The following is a 22,515-nucleotide window of genomic DNA, read 5'->3' on the forward strand; positions in this document are numbered from 1 at the left end:
CTGTCACTTAAATAAGTTTACCATCAACTATAGCCATAACTATGTACGTTAGCTTTAACACGATAAAAAATTTATTGCAAAAACAGCGAAATTAATACATAATTAATAACTCACGTCATTAATACCTGTCAAGCGGGTTCTTATTAGGGGTTACCATGGTTGAAGTTTTTTTGAATAATGCAACAAGAAAGATAGAAGGTGAATACCACCAAAGCAAAGATGCCAACGCGCCGGTTGTGCTGGTTTTACATCATCATCCTCAATATGGTGGTAATATGGATAGTAAAATTGTACATAGTACATATACGTCTTTTATCGATAACAATTTTTCTGCATTGAAAATTAACTTTCGTGGTGTGGGAAAATCTACCGGAACTTTTGATAAGGGTATAGGAGAATTAACTGACGCTGCGGTAGCCATTGATTGGCTTCAGGAACATAATCCTAGCAATGTTCCAATTTGGATCGCTGGTTTTTCTTTTGGAGCATGGGTGGCTATGCAGCTAACAATGCGCCGCCCTGAGATAGTGGGTTTTATTGCTCTTTCTCTTCCGGTAACTAAGTACGATTTTTCTTTTCTTTCTCCCTGTCCAGTTTCTGGGCTTATAATACAAAGCAGTAATGATACAATCTCAGAAGAAAGCGATGTAACAGAATTAGCAAAAAGGTTGATAAATTCAGTAAGAAGTGATCACATGAAATACTATATAATAGATGATACTAATCACTTTCTAAAGGATAAAGAAGAGGAAGTGACTCAAATCGTGGACAATTATATAAAACTGCGCTTGAATAGTGCAACTATTTCTTCTCAAAAGGTCAAAAAAGAGGTAAGGGTAAAAGAATATGCCTAATCTTTACAAACAAGAGAAATGAGTGTAGTAATATAAATGAAAAGGTTTTGTTATGTTTAAAAAGCTATTATTTTTTGTTTTAGCTGTGTTTATGTTATCGGGGTGTTCCCTAAGTAAACAGCGTAAGTTAAAAAGTCCGTGTATAAAAAGCAATGAAAGCATTTCATGCGAGTTGTACTCTGTTAATGATCATTGGTTAGATAAGTATAGGGCATAGAAATTGTGCTATTTTTCCTATTCACAACTTCACTAATGATCGATCTCTCAATTGGAAAATGCAGTCTGCCTTTTCTGCAAGGAGATGATTGTGTGTTACTATAAGCATAGAGCTGTTATTTTCCTTTACGTATGAATGTAGCAGTAAAAACACCTTAAAAGAATTTGTTGGATCTAAATTTCCTGTTGGCTCATCTGCAAGTAAAAGCTTTGGAGAATTTACAATGCTTCTTGCAATTGCAACTCTCTGCCTTTCCCCACCCGAAACTTCAGATACCATGCTACTTGCTTTGTTTTCCAGACCAAATTTTTCCAACATTGCTTGCGAATTTTTTTTTGCTTCAGCTTTGCTTTTTCCTGCAATGAGTTGAGGAAGCATAATATTTTCCAACACCGATAACTCTTGTAACAAATAGTGAAATTGATAAACAAAACTAAGAAAATTTCTTCTTACATGAGTTTTATGCTTATTACTGGCTTGTGTGCAATTTATTCCATCTATCGTAACTATACCTGAAGTTGGCTTGTCCAACAAGCCTGCGATTTGCAATATAGTTGTTTTCCCTGCACCTGAATCGCCAATCAGCGCTACTACTTGCCCTCTTGTGACACTTAAGTTGATATCCTTTACAACAGCAGAATTGTTCTTGAAGCTTTTATCTACGGAAGTTAGTTCTAGTGCTACATTACCACCCATGTTTAAAAGATCCAGAAGGCATCTAAGTTTTAGTAATAATTAAACCGAAAAACTGTTACCACAACCACATTGAGACTTAGCAAAGGCATTCTTTATTTGAAAACCAGAACCACTGAGATCCTCAGTATAATCTATAACTGAGTTATTTAAAAATTTTGCTGAACAATTATCAACCATTAATACAGGGTTTCCATTTTCATCATTAATTACTATATCTTTACCTTTTTCGCTAAAACTGGAGTGGCTTCTATAGTCCTCACTTTCTTCATAGTCATCATCTTCGTCTTCGTCATCAAACTCATCATCGTAATCATCGTCTTCATCATCCAAAGATAGATTTTTATTCATTTGATCCATAAGAAAATTGTATTTGAAGCCAGAACATCCACCGCCTGAAACTGCAACCCGTAAAACGGAACTCTTATCTCCTTCCTGCTCTGCAAGAGAGTGGATTTTTTTTAGTGCATTATCAGTTAAGTTGATGTTGTAATTTGTTGACATAGTAACCACCGTTTATTATTGATAACTTATTATAGTAGAAATTTTACATGTCAAACAATAATTTTCTATTAAATTATGCATGTTTTCCAAGCAAAACAAAAGGGAGATACTTCAAAGAGCCAGAAGATGAGAATCGCAGCTGCTTTCAGCGTGATAGGGACCGTATCATTCACTCTAATGCGTTTAGAAAATTGGAGTACAAAACACAAGTTTTTATCAATTATGAGCACGACTACTATCGCACTCGGCTTACTCATAGCCTTGAAGTTGCACAAATTGCAAGGTCCATTGCGCGTAGACTTGGCTTAAATGAGGATATCACTGAATGCATAGCGCTCGCACATGATCTTGGTCATCCTCCATTTGGTCATGCAGGTGAAGATGCTCTAAAGAAATCAGTTCAAGATTTGAATCTTGATAACGAGAAGTATGAGTTTGATCATAATGTTCAAGCTATAAGGATTTTAACTTACCTCGAACAAAAACATGCTGATTTTGATGGTATGAATCTAAGTTGGGAGGTGATTGAAGGAGTTGCAAAACATAACGGTCCCTTGCTTGGTCAAAACGCGGAGTCTTCTACAAATAATCAGCTGTTATTAGAATACAACAAAAAATATGATCTAAAGCTTGAAGAATTTTCAAGCATTGAAGCGCAAGTTGCTTCAATTGCCGATGATATTGCTTACAGTGTTCACGATCTTGATGATGCACTCAGGGCGAATTTAGTAACCATCGAAGATTTGCTGAATGTTCCTTTAATTGAAAAAATGTTTAAAGACATAAGGAGCAGATATTCAGAATTGCCTCAGAGCAAACTCATACATGAATCACTGAGTGGAACTATAGGAACTATGATAAGTGATGTTGTTTCTCAGACTGAAAGAAATATTGAAGATCACAAAATAAAAAGCGTAGAAGACGTAAGAAGTCTAAATAAAATGCTAGTCACATTTTCACCAGAAGTTGCGAATGCTACAAAAGAAATGAAAAGATTCAACATGGAGAAAATATACAGAAGCTATAAACTGAGTAGAACGATGAACAAAGCAAAACGCATAATACAGGAACTCTTTCAATGTTTTTATGAAAACCCAGGATTACTTCCCACAGAGTGGAGCAAACTCGCTTGTGAATCTCAGCGTTCAGTAATAATATGTGACTATATCTCAGGTATGACAGATAGATTTGCTATACACGAGCACAGAAGAATTTTTGATACCTCATACGAAATGACTTCTTTCTAATGACTGATGATCATTTCATGTCAATTGCATTAAGGCTTGCAGAAAAAAATCTTGGAAATGTTGCACCAAATCCTGCTGTCGGGTGTGTTATTGTAAAAGATGGTACAATTGTTAGTGAGGGATATACAGGGATTGGTGGGCGTCCGCATGCGGAGGTAGTCGCTTTGCAAAACGCTAAAGATTCAACTCATGGCGCAACTATATATATCACTCTTGAGCCATGTTGTCATCACAGAGTCACGGGGCCTTGCACTGCAAAAATCATAAAAGCTGGCATAAAAAGAGTAGTAATTGCAACTATTGACCCAGATAGTAGAGTTTCAGGTGGAGGCATTAAAGCTCTGAAAGAAGCAGGAATTGAAGTTGAGCAAGGTATTATGCAAAAAGAAGCAGAAGAACTGAATGTCGGTTTTTTCACCACTAAAGAATTACATAGACCATTTATAGCTTGCAAAATCGCAACAACTCTTGACGGAAAAATCGCAACATTTACAGGCGATAGCAAATGGATAACAAGTGAAAATACGAGAAACTGGGTGCATGAGCTCAGAACAAAATATGATGCAATTATGATTGGCAGCAATACTCTTATTAATGATGATCCACTCTTAACTTGCAGATTACCAGGACTCGGAAGTAGATCGCCAATAAGGCTAATTATAGATAGTCAAGAGAGATTAAAGGAAGAGCATAACATTGCAAAGACTGCAGACAAAGTAATAACTTGGGTCATCACAAATAAAGAAGTAAAAGAAAAAAGAAAAAATATTAACTACTTGAAAGTCAATTCAAACGATGCAGGCAAAGCCTGCCTAAAGGACATGGCATCAAAACTTGTTTCAGAAATTGGTATAACAAGATTATTAGTTGAAGGTGGAGGAGTGTTAATCACAGAACTATTAAAGTGTAATTTAATCGACAGGTTGATAATATGCCGCAGTGGTAAAATTTTAGGCAATGATGCCACTCCTTTTGTAGGAGATTTAGGGATTCAATTCATTAACAACTGTTATCAGTTTAAAAAAACAAAGATAATAGAGTTTAGTGAGGATATAGTTGAGGTTTGGGATAGGTCGTCATAATCCTTACATACTCAAACAGTAAAAAAAAGGTATCCGTTCAGCGGAGCGGTAAAATAAAAAGTAGACAAGGAGTGCTAAAAACATAATATCACAAGTAGTATGTGTGGTAAATATGTCTGATCTACTAGCTAGTCTTCTCAAGCTCTGTGAAAGCTTTAAAATAGAGATAGAGCAACTAAAAGCAGAGATAAAGAGGTTAGAGATAGAAAACGAAAATTTTAGATCTGAGAATAAGGCGCTAAGAATCGAAAATGCTGAATTGAAAGAAAGACTAGGTCTGAATTCACAAAATTCATCGATACCGAGCTCAAAAGAGTTATACAAGCTAAAGAAGAAAAAGAAAAAAAGTGACAGGAAAATAGGGGCACAGATTGGGCATGAAGGAAAGTATCGCCCTAAAATGGAAGCAGATGAAGTGGTGAAAATAGAGTTCTTGCGAGTGCGGAGGAGAAATTGCGATATCGAAAGAGCCATACATTCATCAAAAAGTTGATTTGCCAGAAATTAAGCCTTATGTTGTGGAATACCAATGGCCGCTGTTGCAAGTGTGGAAAAAGAAAAAGTAGCAGGCTACCAGAAGGTGTTACTGCGGATACATTTGGTCCAAAAGTTAAGTCAACAATTGCGGCGCTGAGCGGATTTTACAAGAACTCGAAAAGAGAAGTAGCAAATATTATAAAAAATATTTTCAACCTGGACATCAGTGTTGGTAGCGTGTCAAATAGCGAGGCTAGAGTTGCAGAAAAATGCCAAGAAGCATATGAGCAAATCGAGCAAGAAGTAAGTAAAAGTGAAGTTCTGCATATCGATGAAACGAGCCATTATAACAAAGGTAAACTTGGTTGGTGCTGGATGTTTGCCAGTAATACAGCAAGTTTTATAAAATTGACAGAGTCAAGAGGAATGAAGGTTTTACAAAATAGTAAGTTCTGCAATCGCAATAGCTTACGACAGGTACGCAGCATACAACTACTTTGCCGATAAGAACAGGCAAATCTGTTGGGCACATTTATCAAGAGATTTTGAAAGATTAGCACATAGTTGAAGTTAAAGTTCTGGGCTGTTACTTAAGAAACGTAGCCACTGAATTATTTGCACTAAAAAAGGCCTTGCTAAAAAATGAGATAGATGTTTTTAGATTTACCAGACGTGCCAGAAAATTGCGAAAACGTACAAGGTATTACTTGAAGCCGTTTACCTGAAGCAATTGGAGCTTCTCGAGTTGCAAAAAATATTTTGAAATCTGAAAGAATAATGTGGAATTTTTTAGATGACCCAGAAAACATTCCGCTGACAAACAAACATGCTGAACAGCAGATACGGCATTATGTCGTTTATCGCAAAAATTCATATTTTACCCAATCGAAGTGGGGAACTTGAACGGATAATTTCATTATACTTGACATGGAAACAAATGGGCTTTCCAAAACCTCTTATCTATCATCTCTCACACCGCTTAGCTGAACGGATACAACCCAAGAAAGGTTTTTCTACGTCATACCGCCGCGGTATCTCAGCATAGATTCCGCTAACGAGTAGCGGAATGACGAATTTGTTGTTTTTCAAATTGTAGGTAAACCTAAGCCACTTTAGCTATATAGGGTCACAACAATGGATTTTTAAGATCGTTTACGGCCTTCTTAATATCTTCAGCCTTGAATATCGCCGATCCCGCAACTAAAATATCTGCACCTGCTTTTATTATATCAGCTGCGTTAGAAAAGTTAATTCCACCATCTACTGAAATTTGTGTTTTAAGATTACGCTCCTGTATCATTTTTTTTATAGTAGATATCTTGTTCAACTGTGAATGAATAAATTCCTGCCCTCCAAAGCCAGGGTTGACTGTCATAATCAGCACAATATCTAGCTCATGTATTATATATTCAAGCACACTTGGGGAAGTTGAAGGAACAATTGAGACTCCAGCTTGAATCGGTTTTTTTGCATCGTTTACATCTTTGTATGACTTTATCTTTCTTATCAACCTCTCAAGGTGTATCTCTGCTTCTGCATGTACAGTGATAATATCAGCACCAGCATTTATAAAGCTTTCAATGTGGTTACCAGGAGATTTGACCATTAAATGCACATCAAAAGGAAGATTGCTATATTTACGTATTGCAGAAACAACGCTAGGACCAATTGTAATATTTGGAACGAAATTCCCATCCATAACGTCTATGTGTATGTAATCCACACCTAAATCGCTAATTTTTCTTACTTCTTCCCCTAATTTTGCAAAATCTGCTGAAAGTATAGAAGGTGCAATTTTAATACTCATGAGCTGCCTTTTTTGCTAAAAAATAACTTATTTTTAAAACTCTGTCACCCTAAGCACCATCTGAGTAGCTAGAGACCGATATCGGTATGCCTATTTAACTAGATCTTAAATTAGATAAAAAAAGGTAGTCTTGATAAAACTTATTTACAGCAAGTTTTTTTACATTTGGACTTTCTGTTTGTTCTTTTTTGTACCCTAATTTATAGCTTATTGAATCCTTGTATAAACTGATCGTTTTGTATGCTTTGTTCATCTCTCTAGGAAAGATGCCATTAGCAATTACAATGCATAACCCTGTAGCTGTTGCAAAAGCTAGAGTGGTAAATGCTAGATTTTGTAAAAAATTCCTTCCACTAACTTTTTTTTCCTGTATATTAGCAGAGTGCGATTTGTTTGACACTTCTTCTAGATATTCATGCCATATGTGATTGCAGTTCGTACATTTTACCTTTCTTCCAGACGCGCCAATTTGCTTAGGAGATACTAAGTAAGTTTTAGTACAACTATTACATTGTATTTTCATAGCACTTACATATAAGTAGTAACAAGCCCAAATGATACGAGCTACAAATTTAATATCAATATATATATAACAAATGGAAGGTTTGCAACTAAAAAAAACACAGAGTGAGATAGAAAATATTTGGAAAAATAGAGAAAAATTTAATGACTGTAATCTAAAGAAAACAGCAAGAATAGCAATTAAAGAGGTAATTGAGCTCCTTGATAGTGGCAAAATTAGAGTAGCAGAAAAGCTATCAAGTGGAGAATGGGTAGTACATAAGTGGATAAAGCAAGCAATATTATTACATTTTCTCACTGAAGAAAGCAAAATAATAGACAATACCAATTGCTGGTTTGATAAGATCGGTAACAAGTTTAGTGAATGGAATGAGGAGAAATTTCGCCGGTTAAAAATTAGAGCAGTTCCTGGGTGTTTTGTTCGCCGATCTGCTTATATAGGTACAAATGTTGTTCTAATGCCAAGTTTTATCAACGTTGGTGCATATGTTGATTCAGGAACAATGATAGATACCTGGTCAACGATTGGTAGCTGTGCGCAAATAGGAAAAAACTGTCATATTTCCGGTGGAGTGGGAATAGGTGGAGTTCTTGAGCCTATTCAAGCTTCACCTGTCATTATAGAAGATAATTGCTTTATTGGAGCACGTAGCGAAGTGGCCGAGGGTGTGGTAGTGAGAGAAGGATCAGTCCTTGGCATAGGCGTGTTTATTGGGGCATCAACAAAAATTATTGATAGAGAAACTAGCAAGGTATTTTATGGCGAAGTACCACCTTATTCTGTAGTGGTACCAGGGTCTATTCCATCTAAAAATAATATTTCAACCTATTGTGCAGTCATAGTAAAAAAAGTGGATGAAAAGACGAGATCGAAAATCTCTATAAATGAAATATTGAGGGATTAAACTATCTTACTCCTTGTCGTCACTTTTTTTATCATTATTACTAACCACAGTAATGGCATACGCGCATAACTCTGAGAAAGAGACTCCATTTTCTTGAGATAGTTTATATAATTTTTGTAGACTTTCTTTTACTTTATTAGGAATATTCCCTCCACGTTCTTTTACAAGCCAGGAATCTTGATGATGAATTGGATGAGCATCACTTTTTGGATTTCCTATGTATATTGCAAAAGGTGAACTTTGTCCTTTGAAGTCACATTGTACAGTAAATTTTTTTATAGATTCAGCCATCTAAAGACCTCTACTTTTCTTTTTGGTCGATTTTATAGCAGGTGGAAGAGGTGGTTTCTTTATAAAATCTTGTCTATTGACAACACTTTCTCTACCTTCCAAAGCTCGGCGAACATCAGCTCTGCTTAATTGCGACTCTTTTGCTACCTTCATTCCATGCTTTGCCATAATATTAGCACATGCTAGTACTTTTTTTACCAATTCTAGATCACCATTTAGCATTTGAACTAGCACTTGAAACACTTCCGCTAAAGTTAGCCCATCAGCATTTATAACCTTGTTTTCTATAAAATTGACAGCTTCTTCAAATTTGTATTCAATACTATCATCTTGAGGTATAAGGGCAACATAATCGGTGTTTTTGTCGTCCATAACTGAAGCACTATTACTCACAAACTTAAGTTTATACTATATATATAAATACTCTACTATTTTATATTATGGCACGCTATAGTTAAACATTTATTAATAACATGCTCACTTATATACACGAATTAATTGACAAAAGTCAAGGATCAATATCCATCAGTGATTTCATGAATGCCGTTTTGTACCATGAAAAATACGGCTATTATACAAGTAAATTACCGCTTGGTAAGGATGGTGATTTTACTACCGCACCTGAGATCAGCCAATTATTTGGTGAAGTAATTGCAGTTTGGATAATGCATACATGGGAAAAATTAGGAAAGCCATCAAAATTTTCTCTAGTTGAACTTGGGCCAGGCAAAGGAACACTCATTCACGATATAATAAGAGTCACTAAAAAGTACAGCAGCTTTTTTAATTCAATGTTGATCCACTTAGTTGAAATAAGCCCTACTTTACGGAAGATACAAAAGGAAAAATTAAAAAGCTTAGATGTTAATTGGCACAAAAATATTGACAACCTACCAGAACAACCAACCATTTTTTTAGCAAATGAGTTCTTTGACGCTCTTCCGATAGATCAGTTTGTATATCATGATGAGGGGTGGTATGAAAATATGGTGACAAAACAAGATGATGGCAGTCTCTTGGTGTCATGCCAGTGCGTGACACTGGAATCCAGAAAAAAAGAATCATGGATTCCAGTGTCAGCTACTCAGATGACAAATGGAAAATTTTTTAATGGTGCAGTGGTGGAAATATGTTCAGTTGGGGTTGAAATATTAAAAAAACTTGAGAAGAAGATATATAATAATAAAGGAGCTGCTTTGATTGTAGATTACGGTTATGTATACCCCGCATATAAGAGCACTTTGCAATCGATAAAACAACATAAGTATGCTAATTTTCTTGAGAATGTTGGTAATAGTGATATTACCGCACTTGTGAACTTTCAAGCGTTAAGAGATTCATTAAAGCATGTAGATTGTGAGATTTTAACTCAAAGGGAATTTTTATATCTTTTTGGCATAAAAGAAAGAACCCAGGCTTTAATGAAAAACGCAAGTGATGAACAAAAGAATAGGATCTTTAGTGAATTCTTAAGGTTGACTGAAAATATGGGCACTCTTTTTAAAGCAATGCTATTGATATAGCTAACCCAAGAAAGGTTTCCCTACATCATACCGCCGCGATATCTCAGCATAGATTCCGCTAACGAGTAGCGGAATGACGAGCTTATTGTCATGCCGCCGCGAACCGTCATACCGCGATTCATTCGCGGTATCTCATCAGCTAACAAGCAGCAGTTCTACGTCATACCGCCGTGGTATCTTTTAGCATAGATCCCGCTAACACGTAGCGGGATGACGAGCTTATCGTCATGCTGCCGCGAACCGTCATACCGCCACGAACTGTCATACCACCACGAACCGTCATACCGCGATTCATTCGCGGTATCTCTAGATCCCGCTAACAAGCAGCGGGATGACGGTTGTCTCCTAGCTGTCATCCCAGTACTGGTAGACTCAAATCACAATGCCCGTAAAGCTGCAACCCTGGAGGTACTGTTTCTCACCCACTGGAGATATTGCACGGTACTATCTACTTGATCATCGTGTCGAGTTTCAGGAAACATTAAAATCTCATACTCAAAATCGTTCAGCCATACTGCTTGATGTGGCAGAAAAACCTTGCCAGACTCTATAATCGGAACAATTTGATGAAATCGAGTGAGCTTACCATCATGTGGCACTATTTCGATAATGGGCAAATGACTGTTTGCCTTCAGCTCTTGTGCTAATTGCTGACCACTTGTTTTGGCTTCGATCAAAATCGCGTGTGGTGACCATCTTGCAGCTAGTGATAAAACTTGTTCTTTAAGCTTTGGATACTCAAGCTTTGCGCGATATACATCAAGTAAATAGAATTTATTATCTATTTTTGCCCAGGTGGTGCAGACACTAAAGTTGCTCATGTTACTTGTTGAAACCGCAGTATCCCAACTTTGTGTTACATGCGAGAGATTATCAGGAACATTTTTATAGCGCTTTAGCCACTCTCGTTTGACTATACCACTTGAAAGCGGCAGAGGGTTTTGTTGATATTGCGCAGCAAAAGCATAACTCCCAAGTTCAACTTTTATCGTCTCAACTTCTTCTTTTCCTCCATCGAGGGGATATAGCAACTGACCTTCTTCTCTTGAATATAATATCCTTATGTTTTTTGGCTTGGAGAGAAGGTGTCCAGTTAAGTCCTCCTGGTGTAGCCTGTGCATTACAAGAACGATGACTCCTTTTTTTCTATCGTTCAGCCTGGTTACTAAAGTCTGATCAAACCAGTTTGTGGCACGCTTTCTAAGCGTTTCACTCAAAGCTTGAGCAGAACTGAGCGGATCGTCCACAATGATAAAATCACCACCTTCACCAGTTAGTGTTCCACCAACTGATGTTGCGATTCTGTATCCTCTCTGCACTGTTTGAAATTTATATTTGGTATTCTGGTCTTTGGATAGTTCTATCTCTGGAAATAGCGCTCTATACCAACTAGACTGCATCACGCACCTGGTGTCGAGCGAGTGCTTTTCGCTGAGCCGCTGAGAATAACTTGCAACTATTATTCTCGCAGTTGGTTGGTTTCCCAGTATCCATGCGGGCCACGCAACGCTTATGCACATGGACTTCATCGAGCGCGGAGGCATATTGAATATTATTCGTTTCACTTCACCAGCGCTCGCCGCTTCCAGCCTATCTGCTATGACTTTTATATACTGATAATCGTTATACTCACACCCCGGCACTACCGTTTGAAAGCACAGTTCAATGAATTTTAGAAAGTTCATGATATAATGTTGAAACCAGCGCGTAACGCTGGGATGACAAAAAAAGGAGCACTGGAATGACACCCTACTTAACCGTCATACCGCGATTCATTCGCGGTATCTCTTAACATAGATCCCGCTAACACGTAGCGGGATACTTAACCATCATTACACCGTCATACCGCGATTCATTCGCGGTATCTCTTAGCCGCTAACACGTAGCGGGATGACGAATTACTTAACCATCATTACACCGTCATACCGCGATTCATTCGCGGTATCTCTTAACATAGATCCCCCTACTATACCTTAACATAGATCCCGCTAACAAGCAGCGGGATGACGAATTACTTAACCATCATTACACCGTCATACCGCGATTCATTCGCGGTATCTCTTAACATAGATCCCCTACTATACCTTAACATAGATCCCGCTAACAAGCAGCGGGATGACGAATTACTTAACCATCATTACACCGTCATACCGCGATTCATTCGCGGTATCTCAAAGCATAGATCCCGCTAACACGTAGCGGGATGACGAATTACTTAACCATCATCTACACCGTCATACCGCGATTCATTCGCGGTATCTCTTAACATAGATCCCCTACTATACCTTAACATAGATCCCGCTAACAAGCAGCGGGATGACGAATTACTTAACCATCATTACACCGTCATACCGCGATTCATTCGCGGTATCTCTTAACATAGATCCCGCTAACACGTAGCGGGATGACGAATTACTTAACCATCATTACACCGTCATACCGCGATTCATTCGCGGTATCTCTTAACATAGATCCCCCTACTATACCTTAACATAGATCCCGCTAACAAGCAGCGGGATGACGAATTACTTAACCATCATCTACACCGTCATACCGCGATTCATTCGCGGTATCTCAAAGCATAGATCCCGCTAACACGTAGCGGGATGACGGTTGTTGTTTAGCTATAAATATTAAGAAATTTACCAAATGAAAAAAAAGGCAAAAGAAGCCCCGTGGTTATTATCCGCTTTAAAATATTGGCGTTTTTTATGTTTTAAACGCTTGACAAGCGAGATTCAGCCGCTTTTAATTGCAACTAACCTACGCTGCAAATGTTTAAGAAATTTACTAAGCAGAAAAAAAGACAAAGAATCCCCGAGTTAGCTAGTCTTTTACTATCTCTGTCGAGTATTGGCATTTTTTGATGTCTTGTAACGCTTTATAAGCGCGTTCAGCTTATTTAGATAAAAATCTAGATGTAGATGAAGTTTTGTAAAGACATACAGTATCTATATACTGCAAAAAATTGAACATAAGACGCCGATACATTAAGTAATCCTTACCTTTTAATCTGCAGATTGGCGAAAGCAAATACAATAGCTTCACTATCATGATAAGGGCGCTGGCGAAGGGTGTCAAGTAAGTTTTTTCGTTTCTATTCCCAATAAAAGTTTGTTATATGGTTATGCAAGAAGTTTAATACTCATAGTTTCAAGCATATACTGAAATATTTCATTAGCTATAGCAACATCTTGGCGTGGGGCTTTGCCGTGTTCTATAAACACAGAGATTGCATAGCGCGGGTTATGGTAAGGGCCATAAGCGATAAATAACTTATGACTTTCACCCTTAGAGTTTATCTCTGGTGTACCGGTTTTACCGGCAATTTGTATACCGCTTAGCCCTTTCTTATAGGTTCCAGTTTTAGAATTCACCACATCAAACATAGCTTTTCGAACTATGCTAAGATGCTCACAATCCACATCAATATCGGGAAAATCTTGTATCGTTTCATTCATCTTAATGCGGGGAATTACCTCTTTTCCTGTTGCAATCCTCGCTGCAAGAACTGCAAGCTGTAGTGGTGTTGTAAGCATATACCCTTGTCCTATAACTAAGTTGATAGTGTCACCTAAATACCACTGCGAATATAGCTTTCGTGTACGCCAATCTCTATCTGGCAACAACCCTGGAGCTTCTTCTTTAAACGTTCCAATCAGTGGCCCACTTCCAATACCAAATTTTCTGGCCATTTCTACTAGAGAGTCTACACTTATTTTTTTCCCTATATTATAAAAGTAAGTGTTGCATGATAATGCCATTGCCTCATTTAAAGATACATACCCATGGACTTTGCTTTTCAGACAACGAAATTTCCGCTCACCTATTTTCATATAGCCCTTGCACGAGAATTTCTCTTCTGGTGTTATTATCCCGTCTTTTAAACCCGCAAGCGCAACTATTACTTTAAATATTGAACCAGGTGGAATTTGATATGATAACGCACGATTCACGAGCGGCAATGAAGGAGCATTCAAGCTCTCCCAAGTCTCATTTGATAGCCTGCTAGCAAAAAGATTATTATCGTAAGAAGGTGAATTATATAATGCTAAAATTTCTCCATTATTTACATCAATTACCACTGCGGAGCCTTGGTGATCTTTAAATACCTCTGCGGTTTTCTCTTGCAGATTAATATCAATTGTCAGTTGTACATCTTGTCCGTCTTGTTGTGGTATGCTTGATAATTCTTTTATGACGCGTTTTTTAGAATTTATTTCCTGCTCAGATTTTCCTGACTTGCCTTTCAATATATGATCATATGTATATTCAATACCGCTGATTCCTACTTCGCTTATGCCTTGCTGTCTTTTTGTATATCCGATTACATGAGAACACATTGAACCAAACGGGTAATAACGTTTATAAAGAGCAGTTATTTTTTCTGACGATTTTGCTATTTTAGACTCGACTTCTGATAATGTCTGCAAATCAACTTCCTTACCAGAACCATCAAACAAAACAACATACGAAATTTTGTTTACCGCAAGTTCAATGCTATTCCTATCTAAAATTTTGCCCCGCTTAGGCATAATAGTAGCAACTCTTATTCTATTACTATTAGATAGTGCTTCGTACTTTTGTCTGTTTCGTATTTGTAAATTATATAACCTGCAACTAAAAACCGCAGAAATGGTAAGCTGAATACCACCTAATATGAATGCTCTGCGGTTAAAGACTTTGTTTTTTGTCCACATAACATTCCTTCAAAACACACTTTTTTCCCCTCTTTTATTGTTACACTTCTGGCTTTTACCGTATTACAAACCCTTTTTTCCCACTCACTTAAGGTCACAAACTTATAACCTGATTTTTTTAGTATTTTAATAATATGAGGTAAAGCTTCAATTGTGTTTGACCTGTTATTGTGATCATGAAACAGTATAACTGCTCCATTATGTACATTACTTAAAACTCTTTCAACTAAAGTTTCTGGCTTATCACCTTGCCAATCTAGCGAATCAACTGTCCATAATATTGAATACATATTTAATTGATCAGTATTTTCAATCAGATTATCGTCATAACATCCATATGGCGGACGAAACCATTTTACATCTTGTTTTATTGCATTTTTAATTGCTGTATTTGTCTTTTCCAATTCTTGCAATTGTTCCTCACTTGAAAGTGATGTCAACTTCCTATGCGACCAAGAGTGATTGCCTAACTCATGACCTGATTCATGAATTTTCTTTACTATTTCAGACGTTTTTTCATTTATACGTTCACCAAGCACAAAAAATGTTGCTTTTGCTTCATAGCTTTCCAGAACATTAATAATATCGTTTACTCTATTGTTAGACGGTCCATCATCAAACGTAAGCGCAACAAACTTATCGTCGTTATTCAATAATTTTTTTATATTACTTAAATTTCTATATGATAGATCTAGATTACAACTGAGCCCACAGTATGGTAAATTAAAATTACAATCACTACAAAAAGCCGTACTTGAATATAGTAAGAAAAAAGTGATTATCCTTATAAACATTTGTAATCAGCAAAGTGATAGAATACTACACTTTTTTGCTAAGTTAAGCCATCTTTAATTGCTGTAGCCTTTACTTCATCGCTTCTTTAATATATTGTATTAACAATTTTATATAATATATTATGATTGCAAATATAAATACCATTGCGCTTCAGGGAATTAGCACAGTAAATGTCAATGCACAAATTCATATGGCAAATGGTATTCCAGCTTTTAATATTGTTGGCTTGCCGGATAAAACTGTTGCAGAATCCAGAGAGCGCATCAGAGCAGCGTTAAATTCAATCAATCTACTACTACCTCCAAAAAGAATTACAGTTAATCTCTCCCCTGCGGATTTGCTGAAAGAAGGCAGTCATTATGACTTGGCTATTGCTATTGGACTACTTGTTGTAATGAATGTGATACCAGTTGAAAAAGTTCAGTCTTATATAATCATGGGTGAACTGGCTCTTGATAGCAGAGTTATTCCAGTTTCAGGTGTGCTGCCAACAGCAATTAATGCAAAAAAGGACAATAAAGGAGTAATTTGCCCGAGAGGAAATGGTGTAGAAGCTGTATGGGTGAAGAATGTTTCAATTCTGGCTATAGAGAAATTAACTGATATTATCAGACACTTTAAGGGTGAGCAATTAATTCAGCCAGTAATTTTTAATTATAGTGATGCACCCAAAGAAAAAAGATTGGTTCCCGATATGAAGGATATCAAAGGCCAAGTTGTTGCAAAAAGAGCAGCTGAAATTGCAGCAGCAGGTGGGCATAATATGCTTCTTGTTGGCCCTCCTGGTACTGGAAAATCAATGCTTGCTAAACGCTTTATAGGGTTGCTGCCTGATTTAACCGAACAGGAGATGATTGATGTTAATATTATTTCCAGCATAACAAAAACTGGTAATGAAATATTCAAAGTAACTCGTCCCTTTCGTGAACCTCATCATTCATGCTCTATGCCAGCGATGATAGGGGGAGGAAAGAATGCAAAACCTGGAGAAATTACCATGGCTCACAATGGCGTGTTATTTCTTGATGAGCTACCTGAATTTCCAAGACTCGTGCTTGATTCTCTGCGCCAACCACTTGAAGATAGAAAAGTTACCGTTGCAAGGGCAAATGCTCACATAACCTACCCTGCCAATTTTCAACTGATAGCTGCAATGAACCCTTGCAGGTGCGGTTATTTAGGTGATGCAAGCAGATCGTGCAACAAAGCTCCAAAGTGTGGCACAGATTACAAAAACAAAATATCAGGCCCATTGCTTGATAGAATAGACATATGCATTGAAATGCCAAACGTTAGCATACTCTCTCCTGAAATCTCTGTGGAGGGAGAAAGTACTAAAATTATAAGAGAAAGAGTGATAGCAGCAAGAAAAGTTCAAACTGAGCGCTATAGTGAATTAAATATTCGTTGCAATTCAGAAGTAAGCGGTGAAGCATTTAATAAATTTACTGAACCAGATCAGGCAGGGTTAGAATTGCTAAAATACGTACTGAAAGAAAATTACATTTCCAATCGAGGCTACACACGCGTATTAAAAGTTGCAAGAACTATTGCAGATCTTGCAAAAAGTGAAGAAGTAAAAAGAGCACACATTGCTGAAGCGCTCAATTACAGAATAAAGGTATATTAAAAAATTAGTTTACTTGACAGGCAATTTTTTTTACTATATGCTTCCTTAATGAAATTTTAACATTCTATTTAAGGAGTAGAGTTATGGCATTAACAAATTATGAGTATAGAAAAGAGGATGGCATTTTTCATGCTATTTCAGAAGGATATATACAAGCTGAAAAATACTGGGGAATTCCTGGTGCTGCTGGTGGAGCTGGTCAGTACGCTATGCATAATAAAGGGAGAACAGCATTATTTCCGCTTGCAGTTGCAAGTGTTGTCTTTACAGCAATGCATATGAAAGCAGGCTTTGTTAGTGCAGCAGAAGCTTCTGGGTTTCTTGCTAAGACTGCCAGTTACTTTGTTGGAACAAATCAAGCAATAGCTGCTTCATTACCTGGATTTATCGGAACAGGTGTTGCTGGTCAGATAGTTGCGGGTGCCATAATGGCAATTGCTGCAGTTGCTGCTGTTTATGGAACATATCAAGTTGCCTCAAAATTAAAAGATGTTGCAGTTGAAGCATTGAAAGGGAAAGATCAGACAATATAATAATCTTCAACAAAATAAAAAGGGATAGGTTTCTGTCCCTTTTTATAAACGTTTTCTATTTTTTGCATCGGTTAAGTGATGTCATCTAAGAATCTAGTTATTATAATTAACGGCACTTATTAGTATAAATGTTAAGAATAAGTAAATCCCGTTTACTATTTACGCCTATAGAAGTGAAAAGTATTTGCATATTATTAAAAAAGCGGTAACTTATTATCAAGTGAATTCGCTAAATTTGAGTAATTTAAATGTCTATTGATCTTAGTCTGCCGGAGTTGCCTATATTACACCCAAGGATTACCGTTGTGGGAGTGGGTGGTGCTGGTGGAAATGCTGTGAATAACATGATCCAATCTAATTTGCAAGGAGTGAATTTTGTTGTCGCAAATACCGATGCTCAAGCACTAGAAAAGTCGTTATGTGATAAAAAAATTCAGCTTGGCATTAATTTAACTAAGGGGCTTGGTGCTGGTGCTTTGCCTGATGTTGGCAAAGGTGCAGCAGAAGAGTCAATTGATGAGATTATGGAGCATATAAAAGATAGTCATATGCTTTTCATCACAGCAGGAATGGGCGGTGGTACTGGAACCGGTGCAGCACCGGTAATTGCAAAAGCAGCCAGAGAAGCAAGAGCCGCAGTTAAGGATAGAGCGCCAAAAGAAAAAAAGATATTGACTGTTGGAGTTGTAACTAAACCGTTCGGTTTTGAAGGTGTGCGCCGTATGCGCATTGCAGAGCTTGGACTTGAAGAACTGCAAAAATACGTGGATACACTTATTGTCATTCCAAATCAGAATTTATTTAGAATTGCAAATGAAAAAACTACATTTTCTGATGCATTTAAACTTGCTGATAATGTTCTGCACATTGGCATCAGAGGAGTAACTGACTTGATGGTCATGCCAGGGCTTATCAATCTTGACTTCGCTGATATAGAAACAGTAATGAGCGAGATGGGCAAAGCGATGATCGGCACCGGAGAGGCAGAAGGAGAAGATAGAGCAATTAGTGCTGCAGAGGCTGCAATATCTAATCCATTGCTTGATAATGTATCAATGAAAGGTGCGCAAGGAATATTAATTAACATTACTGGTGGCGGAGATATGACTCTGTTTGAAGTTGATGCTGCAGCCAATAGAGTGCGTGAAGAAGTAGATGAAAATGCAAATATAATATTTGGTGCTACTTTTGATCAAGCGATGGAGGGAAGAGTTAGAGTTTCTGTTCTTGCAACTGGCATTGATGGTCGCAATAATAAATCAGAAACTTCACCTATAAGTCAGAGCGAAGACTCAGAGAAAGAGAAATTTAAGTGGCCATATAGTCAAAGTGAAAGTACGCAAGACAAAACACTGGAAACAAAACCAGCTGAACAGGTAAGCGAAGGAGCTAAGTGGGGCAGCAATATCTATGATATACCAGCTTACTTAAGAAGAAAAAAATAATGCAATTTTGGCTACTCAAGTCAGAGCCAAGTGAATACTCATGGCAAAAAATGGAAAAGGATCAGGTAGTTGAGTGGGATGGTGTGCGCAATTATCAAGCTCAAAATTACATGAAAATTATGAAAGCAAGCGATCTTGCGTTTTTTTATCATACAGGTAAAGAGAAAGCAATACTTGGAATCGTTGAAGTATTTAAAGAGTATTATCATGTTAATGATCCCAAGTTCGGATTAGTGAATGTAAAGTTTTTGAAACCTTTAAATAACCAAGTAACGTTAAATAATATAAAACAAAACCCACCTTTGAAAAATATGACTATATTAAAACAACCACGTTTATCAATTGCCCCAGTTTCGGAAATTGAATGGAATGAAATAATAAGGATGAGTGATGTGTAATACCTGTCATTTCAGTTCCTAAATGATGTCATCTCAGCACACAACGCACAGCTGTATGAATATTTGTCTCGAAGGCAGTGCATTAAACGTTATAGCCGATTTTGCATCAAACACAAAGGTGTCATTCCAGTGCTTGACACTGGAATCCAGCCTTAATGCAACCACATTAAAGCCGTTGTGTTTTAATATAAGATTAGCTACTTTTATATTCACTAACTTGATGTCTAATCAAAATTCCTGGATCCCAGTGTCTAGGCACTGGGATGACATCCTTCTAGTGTACAATATTCGTACAGTTGTGTACATGACACAAGGGTCTATAACTCTTCTTTTTTGGATTCCAGTGTCAGCTATTTGCATGACACCCTTACTGATGTGTCACTCATGTTAGAAGTAAATATTCTTGACAAGAAATGGTGCAGCATTATAGAAAATCCTAAAAATTTTGTATTAGGTGTCATCAATGCTTCTCTAAAAGAATTAAAAATAGACCACTATAAACCAAATATATCAATAGCTCTGGCTGATGATGACTTGCTACATCAACTTAATTTAAAATTTAGAGAAATGGATAAGCCAACTAACGTACTATCATTTCCGTATGAACAATTGTCTAATGAGTGCGATTTAGGAGACATAGCAATTTCAATAGACACAATAAAAAGAGAATCGCATGAGTATTGTATACCCATTCTTGCTCACATTGCACACATGTTAGTGCATGGATTACTGCATTTACTTGGTTATGATCACCAAAAAAAAGATGAAGAAATTATAATGAAAAATCTAGAAAGAGAGATTTTAGCTTCGCTTGGCTACAATATGTGTGCGATTTAAAAGGAATTTAATAAAAATATAGTAGATGATAATAAAATATGTTATCTACAAAGGGTTTTAGCTATAAACAATAAAAGGTAAGTGATATGGTTCAGTTTTCTTTGCCAAAGAATTCTAAAATTAATCAAAAGGGCAAAATTTATCCTATTCCTGCTAGAGCAAAAAACATCAGAAGATTTCAAATTTACCGTTGGTCTGCTGATGACGAGAAAAACCCTAGAATAGACACATTTTTTATTGATATGGATAGTTGTGGCCCTATGGTACTTGATGCATTAATAAAAATAAAGGATGAAATAGATTCGACTTTAACTTTCAGACGTTCTTGTAGAGAAGGCATATGTGGATCTTGTGCCATGAATATTGACGGAACCAATACTCTTGCATGTACTAGATCTATACATGATATAAAAGGTGACGTAAAAATATATCCATTACCTCACATGTATGTAATAAAGGACCTAGTCTCGGATTTGAGCCAATTTTATGAGCAATACAAATCAATTAAACCTTGGTTACAAGCAGATAAGCCTGCCCTACCAAATAAAGAATACTCTCAATCTTCTGAAGATAGAAAAAAATTAGATGGCTTGTCCGACTGTATATTATGTGCTTGCTGTTCGACTGGTTGCCCAAGCTACTGGTGGAATAGTGATAAATTTTTAGGACCAGCAATACTATTACAAGCTTACAGATGGATTGCTGACAGCCGTGATAATAAGACAGGTGAAAGACTTGATGTTTTAAACGACCCATTCAAGTTGTATCGTTGTCATACAATAATGAATTGCACAAAAACTTGTCCTAAAGGACTTAATCCAGCAAGAGCAATAGCGAAAGTAAAACAGCTCATGGTAGAGAGAGAAGGAGTTTAAGTATTATCTTTTGCATTCTTCGTAAGAGAACAGCAAACCTTCCGAAGCGTAGGGTATTGTTAATACCCTGAACGCTTTTCCGTTTGTGAAGTGCATCGTATCATCGTACGATTCAAATAATTTTTTGAACAACTCATGTCTTTGGTTACTAATAGTTTGAAAATCCTCTTTTTCTAAAAGCTTTTTAGATTCGAAGAGGTAAAGCATAACTTCGTGATAAGTTGGGTAAGATGCCAAAAATTTTGGGTCAAATTGAAAGGTTTTTATAAAAGCATTATTATAAAATTTTAGCTTTTGATTCTTACTATATATTACTATAGCAACCGGTAACCTCTCAAGCAAATTTTTCTGTGTAGCTAAATAACTGTTTAATTCAGTATATAATTTCTCTGCATCACTAACATCTTTCCCATACATTACTATGCTACCAGAACCTTGTATTGGAATTTTAACAAAATCGAAAACCTTAGGTTCGTTCTTATAAGTTATGACATGTCTTCCTGGTTTTGTGCTATGAGCGCTACCGGTAATAGCAAATTTCTTAGAACCATCTACATATTTATCATAAAACAAGTTATAAAATTCCACCTTTCTACTCTTGTTATATCTTAGTATTGGAAATGGTAAAGAGTTGAAAACGTTTTTATAGCTCTCCACTTCCTGTGTAAGCTTACTATTTTCTAACTCAAGTCCGTTAGCCTTTATCTTACAGTCTGAGACATTCCTTATCCATAACAGTACACCTATCACATTGTTAGAATCATCTATTATGCTTCTACCGTAACATATGCAATAAACCTCACTGTCTTTTGACTTTAAATCTAGAGTAAAAGATTTATTTATTTCCTTTGCCTCAACAAAATTTTTGATTAAGCTTTCTGATTGCTCAAAAAAATTCACAAACTCATTAAATGAGTAAAAAACAGTATTAAGCAAAATTAGTAAATTGGGAGAGAACTTTTCTATACGTTTTTTTGCATCCCAAATATAAAACCCATCATTCACAGTATCAATTAAATTATTTATGATAACATTTTGATGCTGTAAGTTCTTAATCTTATTACTAATTTTTAATTTAGAATAAGAGAGAAAGAATAATATTAGAATCAATATTAAAACCACTTCATACAAAAAAAACATAGCACTTTTAAAACAAATGTAAAAATTTGTAACCGCTCAG

Annotated in this window: 22 protein-coding genes and 1 pseudogene; 13 read left to right on the forward strand and 10 right to left on the reverse strand. The window is 36.6% G+C overall.

The genetic code is table 11. The features are described from left to right. The first annotated feature begins 155 nt into the window (after positions 1-155). Complete coding sequence (locus ACICPZ_RS00100) at positions 156-854, forward strand: alpha/beta hydrolase (RefSeq protein ID WP_209473125.1); 699 nt, start codon at positions 156-158, stop codon at positions 852-854. A gap of 238 nt (positions 855-1,092) precedes the next feature. Here the strand turns inward: ACICPZ_RS00100 and ACICPZ_RS00105 are convergent, their stop codons facing one another. Together ACICPZ_RS00105 and ACICPZ_RS00110 are read right to left on the reverse strand one after the other, a co-directional pair. Continuing rightward, entirely contained in the window at positions 1,093-1,767 is a 675-nt protein-coding gene (locus tag ACICPZ_RS00105) for an ABC transporter ATP-binding protein (RefSeq protein ID WP_007549198.1), read from the reverse strand. Between the two features lie 39 nt (positions 1,768-1,806). Further along, positions 1,807-2,268 (reverse strand): HesB/IscA family protein, encoded by a 462-nt coding sequence (locus tag ACICPZ_RS00110; RefSeq protein ID WP_164224387.1) that lies wholly within the window; start codon positions 2,266-2,268, stop codon positions 1,807-1,809. 47 nt (positions 2,269-2,315) lie between these two features. Between ACICPZ_RS00110 and ACICPZ_RS00115 the strand changes: the two genes are divergently transcribed. The 3 genes and pseudogenes from ACICPZ_RS00115 to tnpC all read left to right on the forward strand — a co-directional run bounded on the left by ACICPZ_RS00115 (position 2,316) and on the right by tnpC (position 6,057). Then, a complete protein-coding gene (locus ACICPZ_RS00115) occupies positions 2,316-3,515 on the forward strand; it encodes a deoxyguanosinetriphosphate triphosphohydrolase (protein WP_070356885.1) in 1,200 nt (399 codons plus the stop codon). Next, on the forward strand, positions 3,515-4,597 hold the full coding sequence (gene ribD, locus ACICPZ_RS00120; RefSeq protein WP_264373997.1) for a bifunctional diaminohydroxyphosphoribosylaminopyrimidine deaminase/5-amino-6-(5-phosphoribosylamino)uracil reductase RibD: 1,083 nt from the start codon (positions 3,515-3,517) through the stop codon (positions 4,595-4,597). Before ACICPZ_RS00115 ends, ribD begins: the two co-directional genes overlap by 1 nt. Positions 4,598-4,709: 112 nt before the next feature. After that, positions 4,710-6,057: pseudogene (tnpC, locus tag ACICPZ_RS00125) on the forward strand (IS66 family transposase). A 143-nt stretch (positions 6,058-6,200) separates the two neighbouring features. Here the strand turns inward: tnpC and rpe are convergent. Beyond that, a complete protein-coding gene (gene rpe / locus ACICPZ_RS00130) occupies positions 6,201-6,881 on the reverse strand; it encodes a ribulose-phosphate 3-epimerase (protein WP_264373996.1) in 681 nt (226 codons plus the stop codon). Positions 6,882-6,975: 94 nt separating this feature from the next. After that, complete coding sequence (locus tag ACICPZ_RS00135; protein WP_264373995.1) at positions 6,976-7,404, reverse strand: zinc-ribbon domain-containing protein; 429 nt, start codon at positions 7,402-7,404, stop codon at positions 6,976-6,978. 73 nt (positions 7,405-7,477) lie between these two features. Here ACICPZ_RS00135 and dapD point away from each other — a divergent pair, with 73 nt between their 5' ends. Further along, positions 7,478-8,308: a 2,3,4,5-tetrahydropyridine-2,6-dicarboxylate N-succinyltransferase gene (gene dapD / locus ACICPZ_RS00140; protein WP_264373994.1), complete on the forward strand. Its 831-nt coding sequence runs from the start codon at positions 7,478-7,480 to the stop codon at positions 8,306-8,308. 6 nt (positions 8,309-8,314) lie between these two features. On the opposite strand, the gene ACICPZ_RS00145 is transcribed toward dapD, so the two are convergent. Continuing rightward, positions 8,315-8,599 (reverse strand): DUF2610 domain-containing protein, encoded by a 285-nt coding sequence (locus tag ACICPZ_RS00145; RefSeq protein ID WP_010962783.1) that lies wholly within the window; start codon positions 8,597-8,599, stop codon positions 8,315-8,317. Then, complete coding sequence (locus ACICPZ_RS00150; RefSeq protein WP_022626336.1) at positions 8,600-8,971, reverse strand: hypothetical protein; 372 nt, start codon at positions 8,969-8,971, stop codon at positions 8,600-8,602. Positions 8,972-9,072: 101 nt separating this feature from the next. On the opposite strand from ACICPZ_RS00150, the gene ACICPZ_RS00155 reads away from it, so the two are divergent. Next, the gene (locus ACICPZ_RS00155; RefSeq protein ID WP_264329519.1) at positions 9,073-10,122 is read left to right on the forward strand and encodes a class I SAM-dependent methyltransferase; all 1,050 of its coding nucleotides are present in this window, start codon (positions 9,073-9,075) and stop codon (positions 10,120-10,122) included. Between the two features lie 377 nt (positions 10,123-10,499). Here the strand turns inward: ACICPZ_RS00155 and terL are convergent, their stop codons facing one another. The 3 genes from terL to ACICPZ_RS00170 all read right to left on the reverse strand — a co-directional run bounded on the left by terL (position 10,500) and on the right by ACICPZ_RS00170 (position 15,616). After that, complete coding sequence (gene terL, locus ACICPZ_RS00160) at positions 10,500-11,807, reverse strand: phage terminase large subunit (RefSeq protein WP_264374203.1); 1,308 nt, start codon at positions 11,805-11,807, stop codon at positions 10,500-10,502. Between the two features lie 1,440 nt (positions 11,808-13,247). Next, positions 13,248-14,822, reverse strand: a complete 1,575-nt coding sequence (locus ACICPZ_RS00165) for a penicillin-binding transpeptidase domain-containing protein (protein ID WP_006280388.1) — start codon at positions 14,820-14,822, stop codon at positions 13,248-13,250. Next, entirely contained in the window at positions 14,777-15,616 is an 840-nt protein-coding gene (locus ACICPZ_RS00170; RefSeq protein WP_010962787.1) for a polysaccharide deacetylase family protein, read from the reverse strand. Before ACICPZ_RS00170 ends, ACICPZ_RS00165 begins: the two co-directional genes overlap by 46 nt. Before the next feature lie 122 nt (positions 15,617-15,738). On the opposite strand from ACICPZ_RS00170, the gene ACICPZ_RS00175 reads away from it, so the two are divergent. The 7 genes from ACICPZ_RS00175 to ACICPZ_RS00205 all read left to right on the forward strand — a co-directional run bounded on the left by ACICPZ_RS00175 (position 15,739) and on the right by ACICPZ_RS00205 (position 21,335). Next, on the forward strand, positions 15,739-17,247 hold the full coding sequence (locus tag ACICPZ_RS00175) for a YifB family Mg chelatase-like AAA ATPase (protein ID WP_264329517.1): 1,509 nt from the start codon (positions 15,739-15,741) through the stop codon (positions 17,245-17,247). An 83-nt stretch (positions 17,248-17,330) separates the two neighbouring features. Beyond that, positions 17,331-17,780, forward strand: a complete 450-nt coding sequence (locus ACICPZ_RS00180; RefSeq protein ID WP_264329516.1) for a hypothetical protein — start codon at positions 17,331-17,333, stop codon at positions 17,778-17,780. Positions 17,781-18,028: 248 nt separating this feature from the next. After that, positions 18,029-19,225 (forward strand): cell division protein FtsZ, encoded by a 1,197-nt coding sequence (ftsZ, locus tag ACICPZ_RS00185; protein WP_010962790.1) that lies wholly within the window; start codon positions 18,029-18,031, stop codon positions 19,223-19,225. Then, positions 19,225-19,623 (forward strand): EVE domain-containing protein, encoded by a 399-nt coding sequence (locus ACICPZ_RS00190; RefSeq protein ID WP_264374000.1) that lies wholly within the window; start codon positions 19,225-19,227, stop codon positions 19,621-19,623. The genes ftsZ and ACICPZ_RS00190 overlap by 1 nt, the downstream gene beginning before the upstream one ends. 55 nt (positions 19,624-19,678) lie before the next feature. After that, positions 19,679-20,014, forward strand: coding sequence for a WPE palindromic element domain-containing protein (locus ACICPZ_RS00195; protein WP_174515860.1), 336 nt, complete (start codon positions 19,679-19,681; stop codon positions 20,012-20,014). Next, positions 20,008-20,460: an rRNA maturation RNase YbeY gene (gene ybeY / locus ACICPZ_RS00200; RefSeq protein WP_264374001.1), complete on the forward strand. Its 453-nt coding sequence runs from the start codon at positions 20,008-20,010 to the stop codon at positions 20,458-20,460. The genes ACICPZ_RS00195 and ybeY overlap by 7 nt, the downstream gene beginning before the upstream one ends. Before the next feature lie 86 nt (positions 20,461-20,546). Continuing rightward, a complete protein-coding gene (locus tag ACICPZ_RS00205; protein ID WP_010082472.1) occupies positions 20,547-21,335 on the forward strand; it encodes a succinate dehydrogenase iron-sulfur subunit in 789 nt (262 codons plus the stop codon). 3 nt (positions 21,336-21,338) lie between these two features. Here the strand turns inward: ACICPZ_RS00205 and ACICPZ_RS00210 are convergent, their stop codons facing one another. Beyond that, positions 21,339-22,475 (reverse strand): hypothetical protein, encoded by a 1,137-nt coding sequence (locus ACICPZ_RS00210; RefSeq protein WP_010962793.1) that lies wholly within the window; start codon positions 22,473-22,475, stop codon positions 21,339-21,341. Positions 22,476-22,515 lie beyond the last annotated feature (40 nt).

The sequence above is a fragment of the Wolbachia endosymbiont (group A) of Melitta haemorrhoidalis genome (genome assembly GCF_964273365.1).
Classification (GTDB): Bacteria; Pseudomonadota; Alphaproteobacteria; order Rickettsiales; family Anaplasmataceae; genus Wolbachia; species Wolbachia pipientis.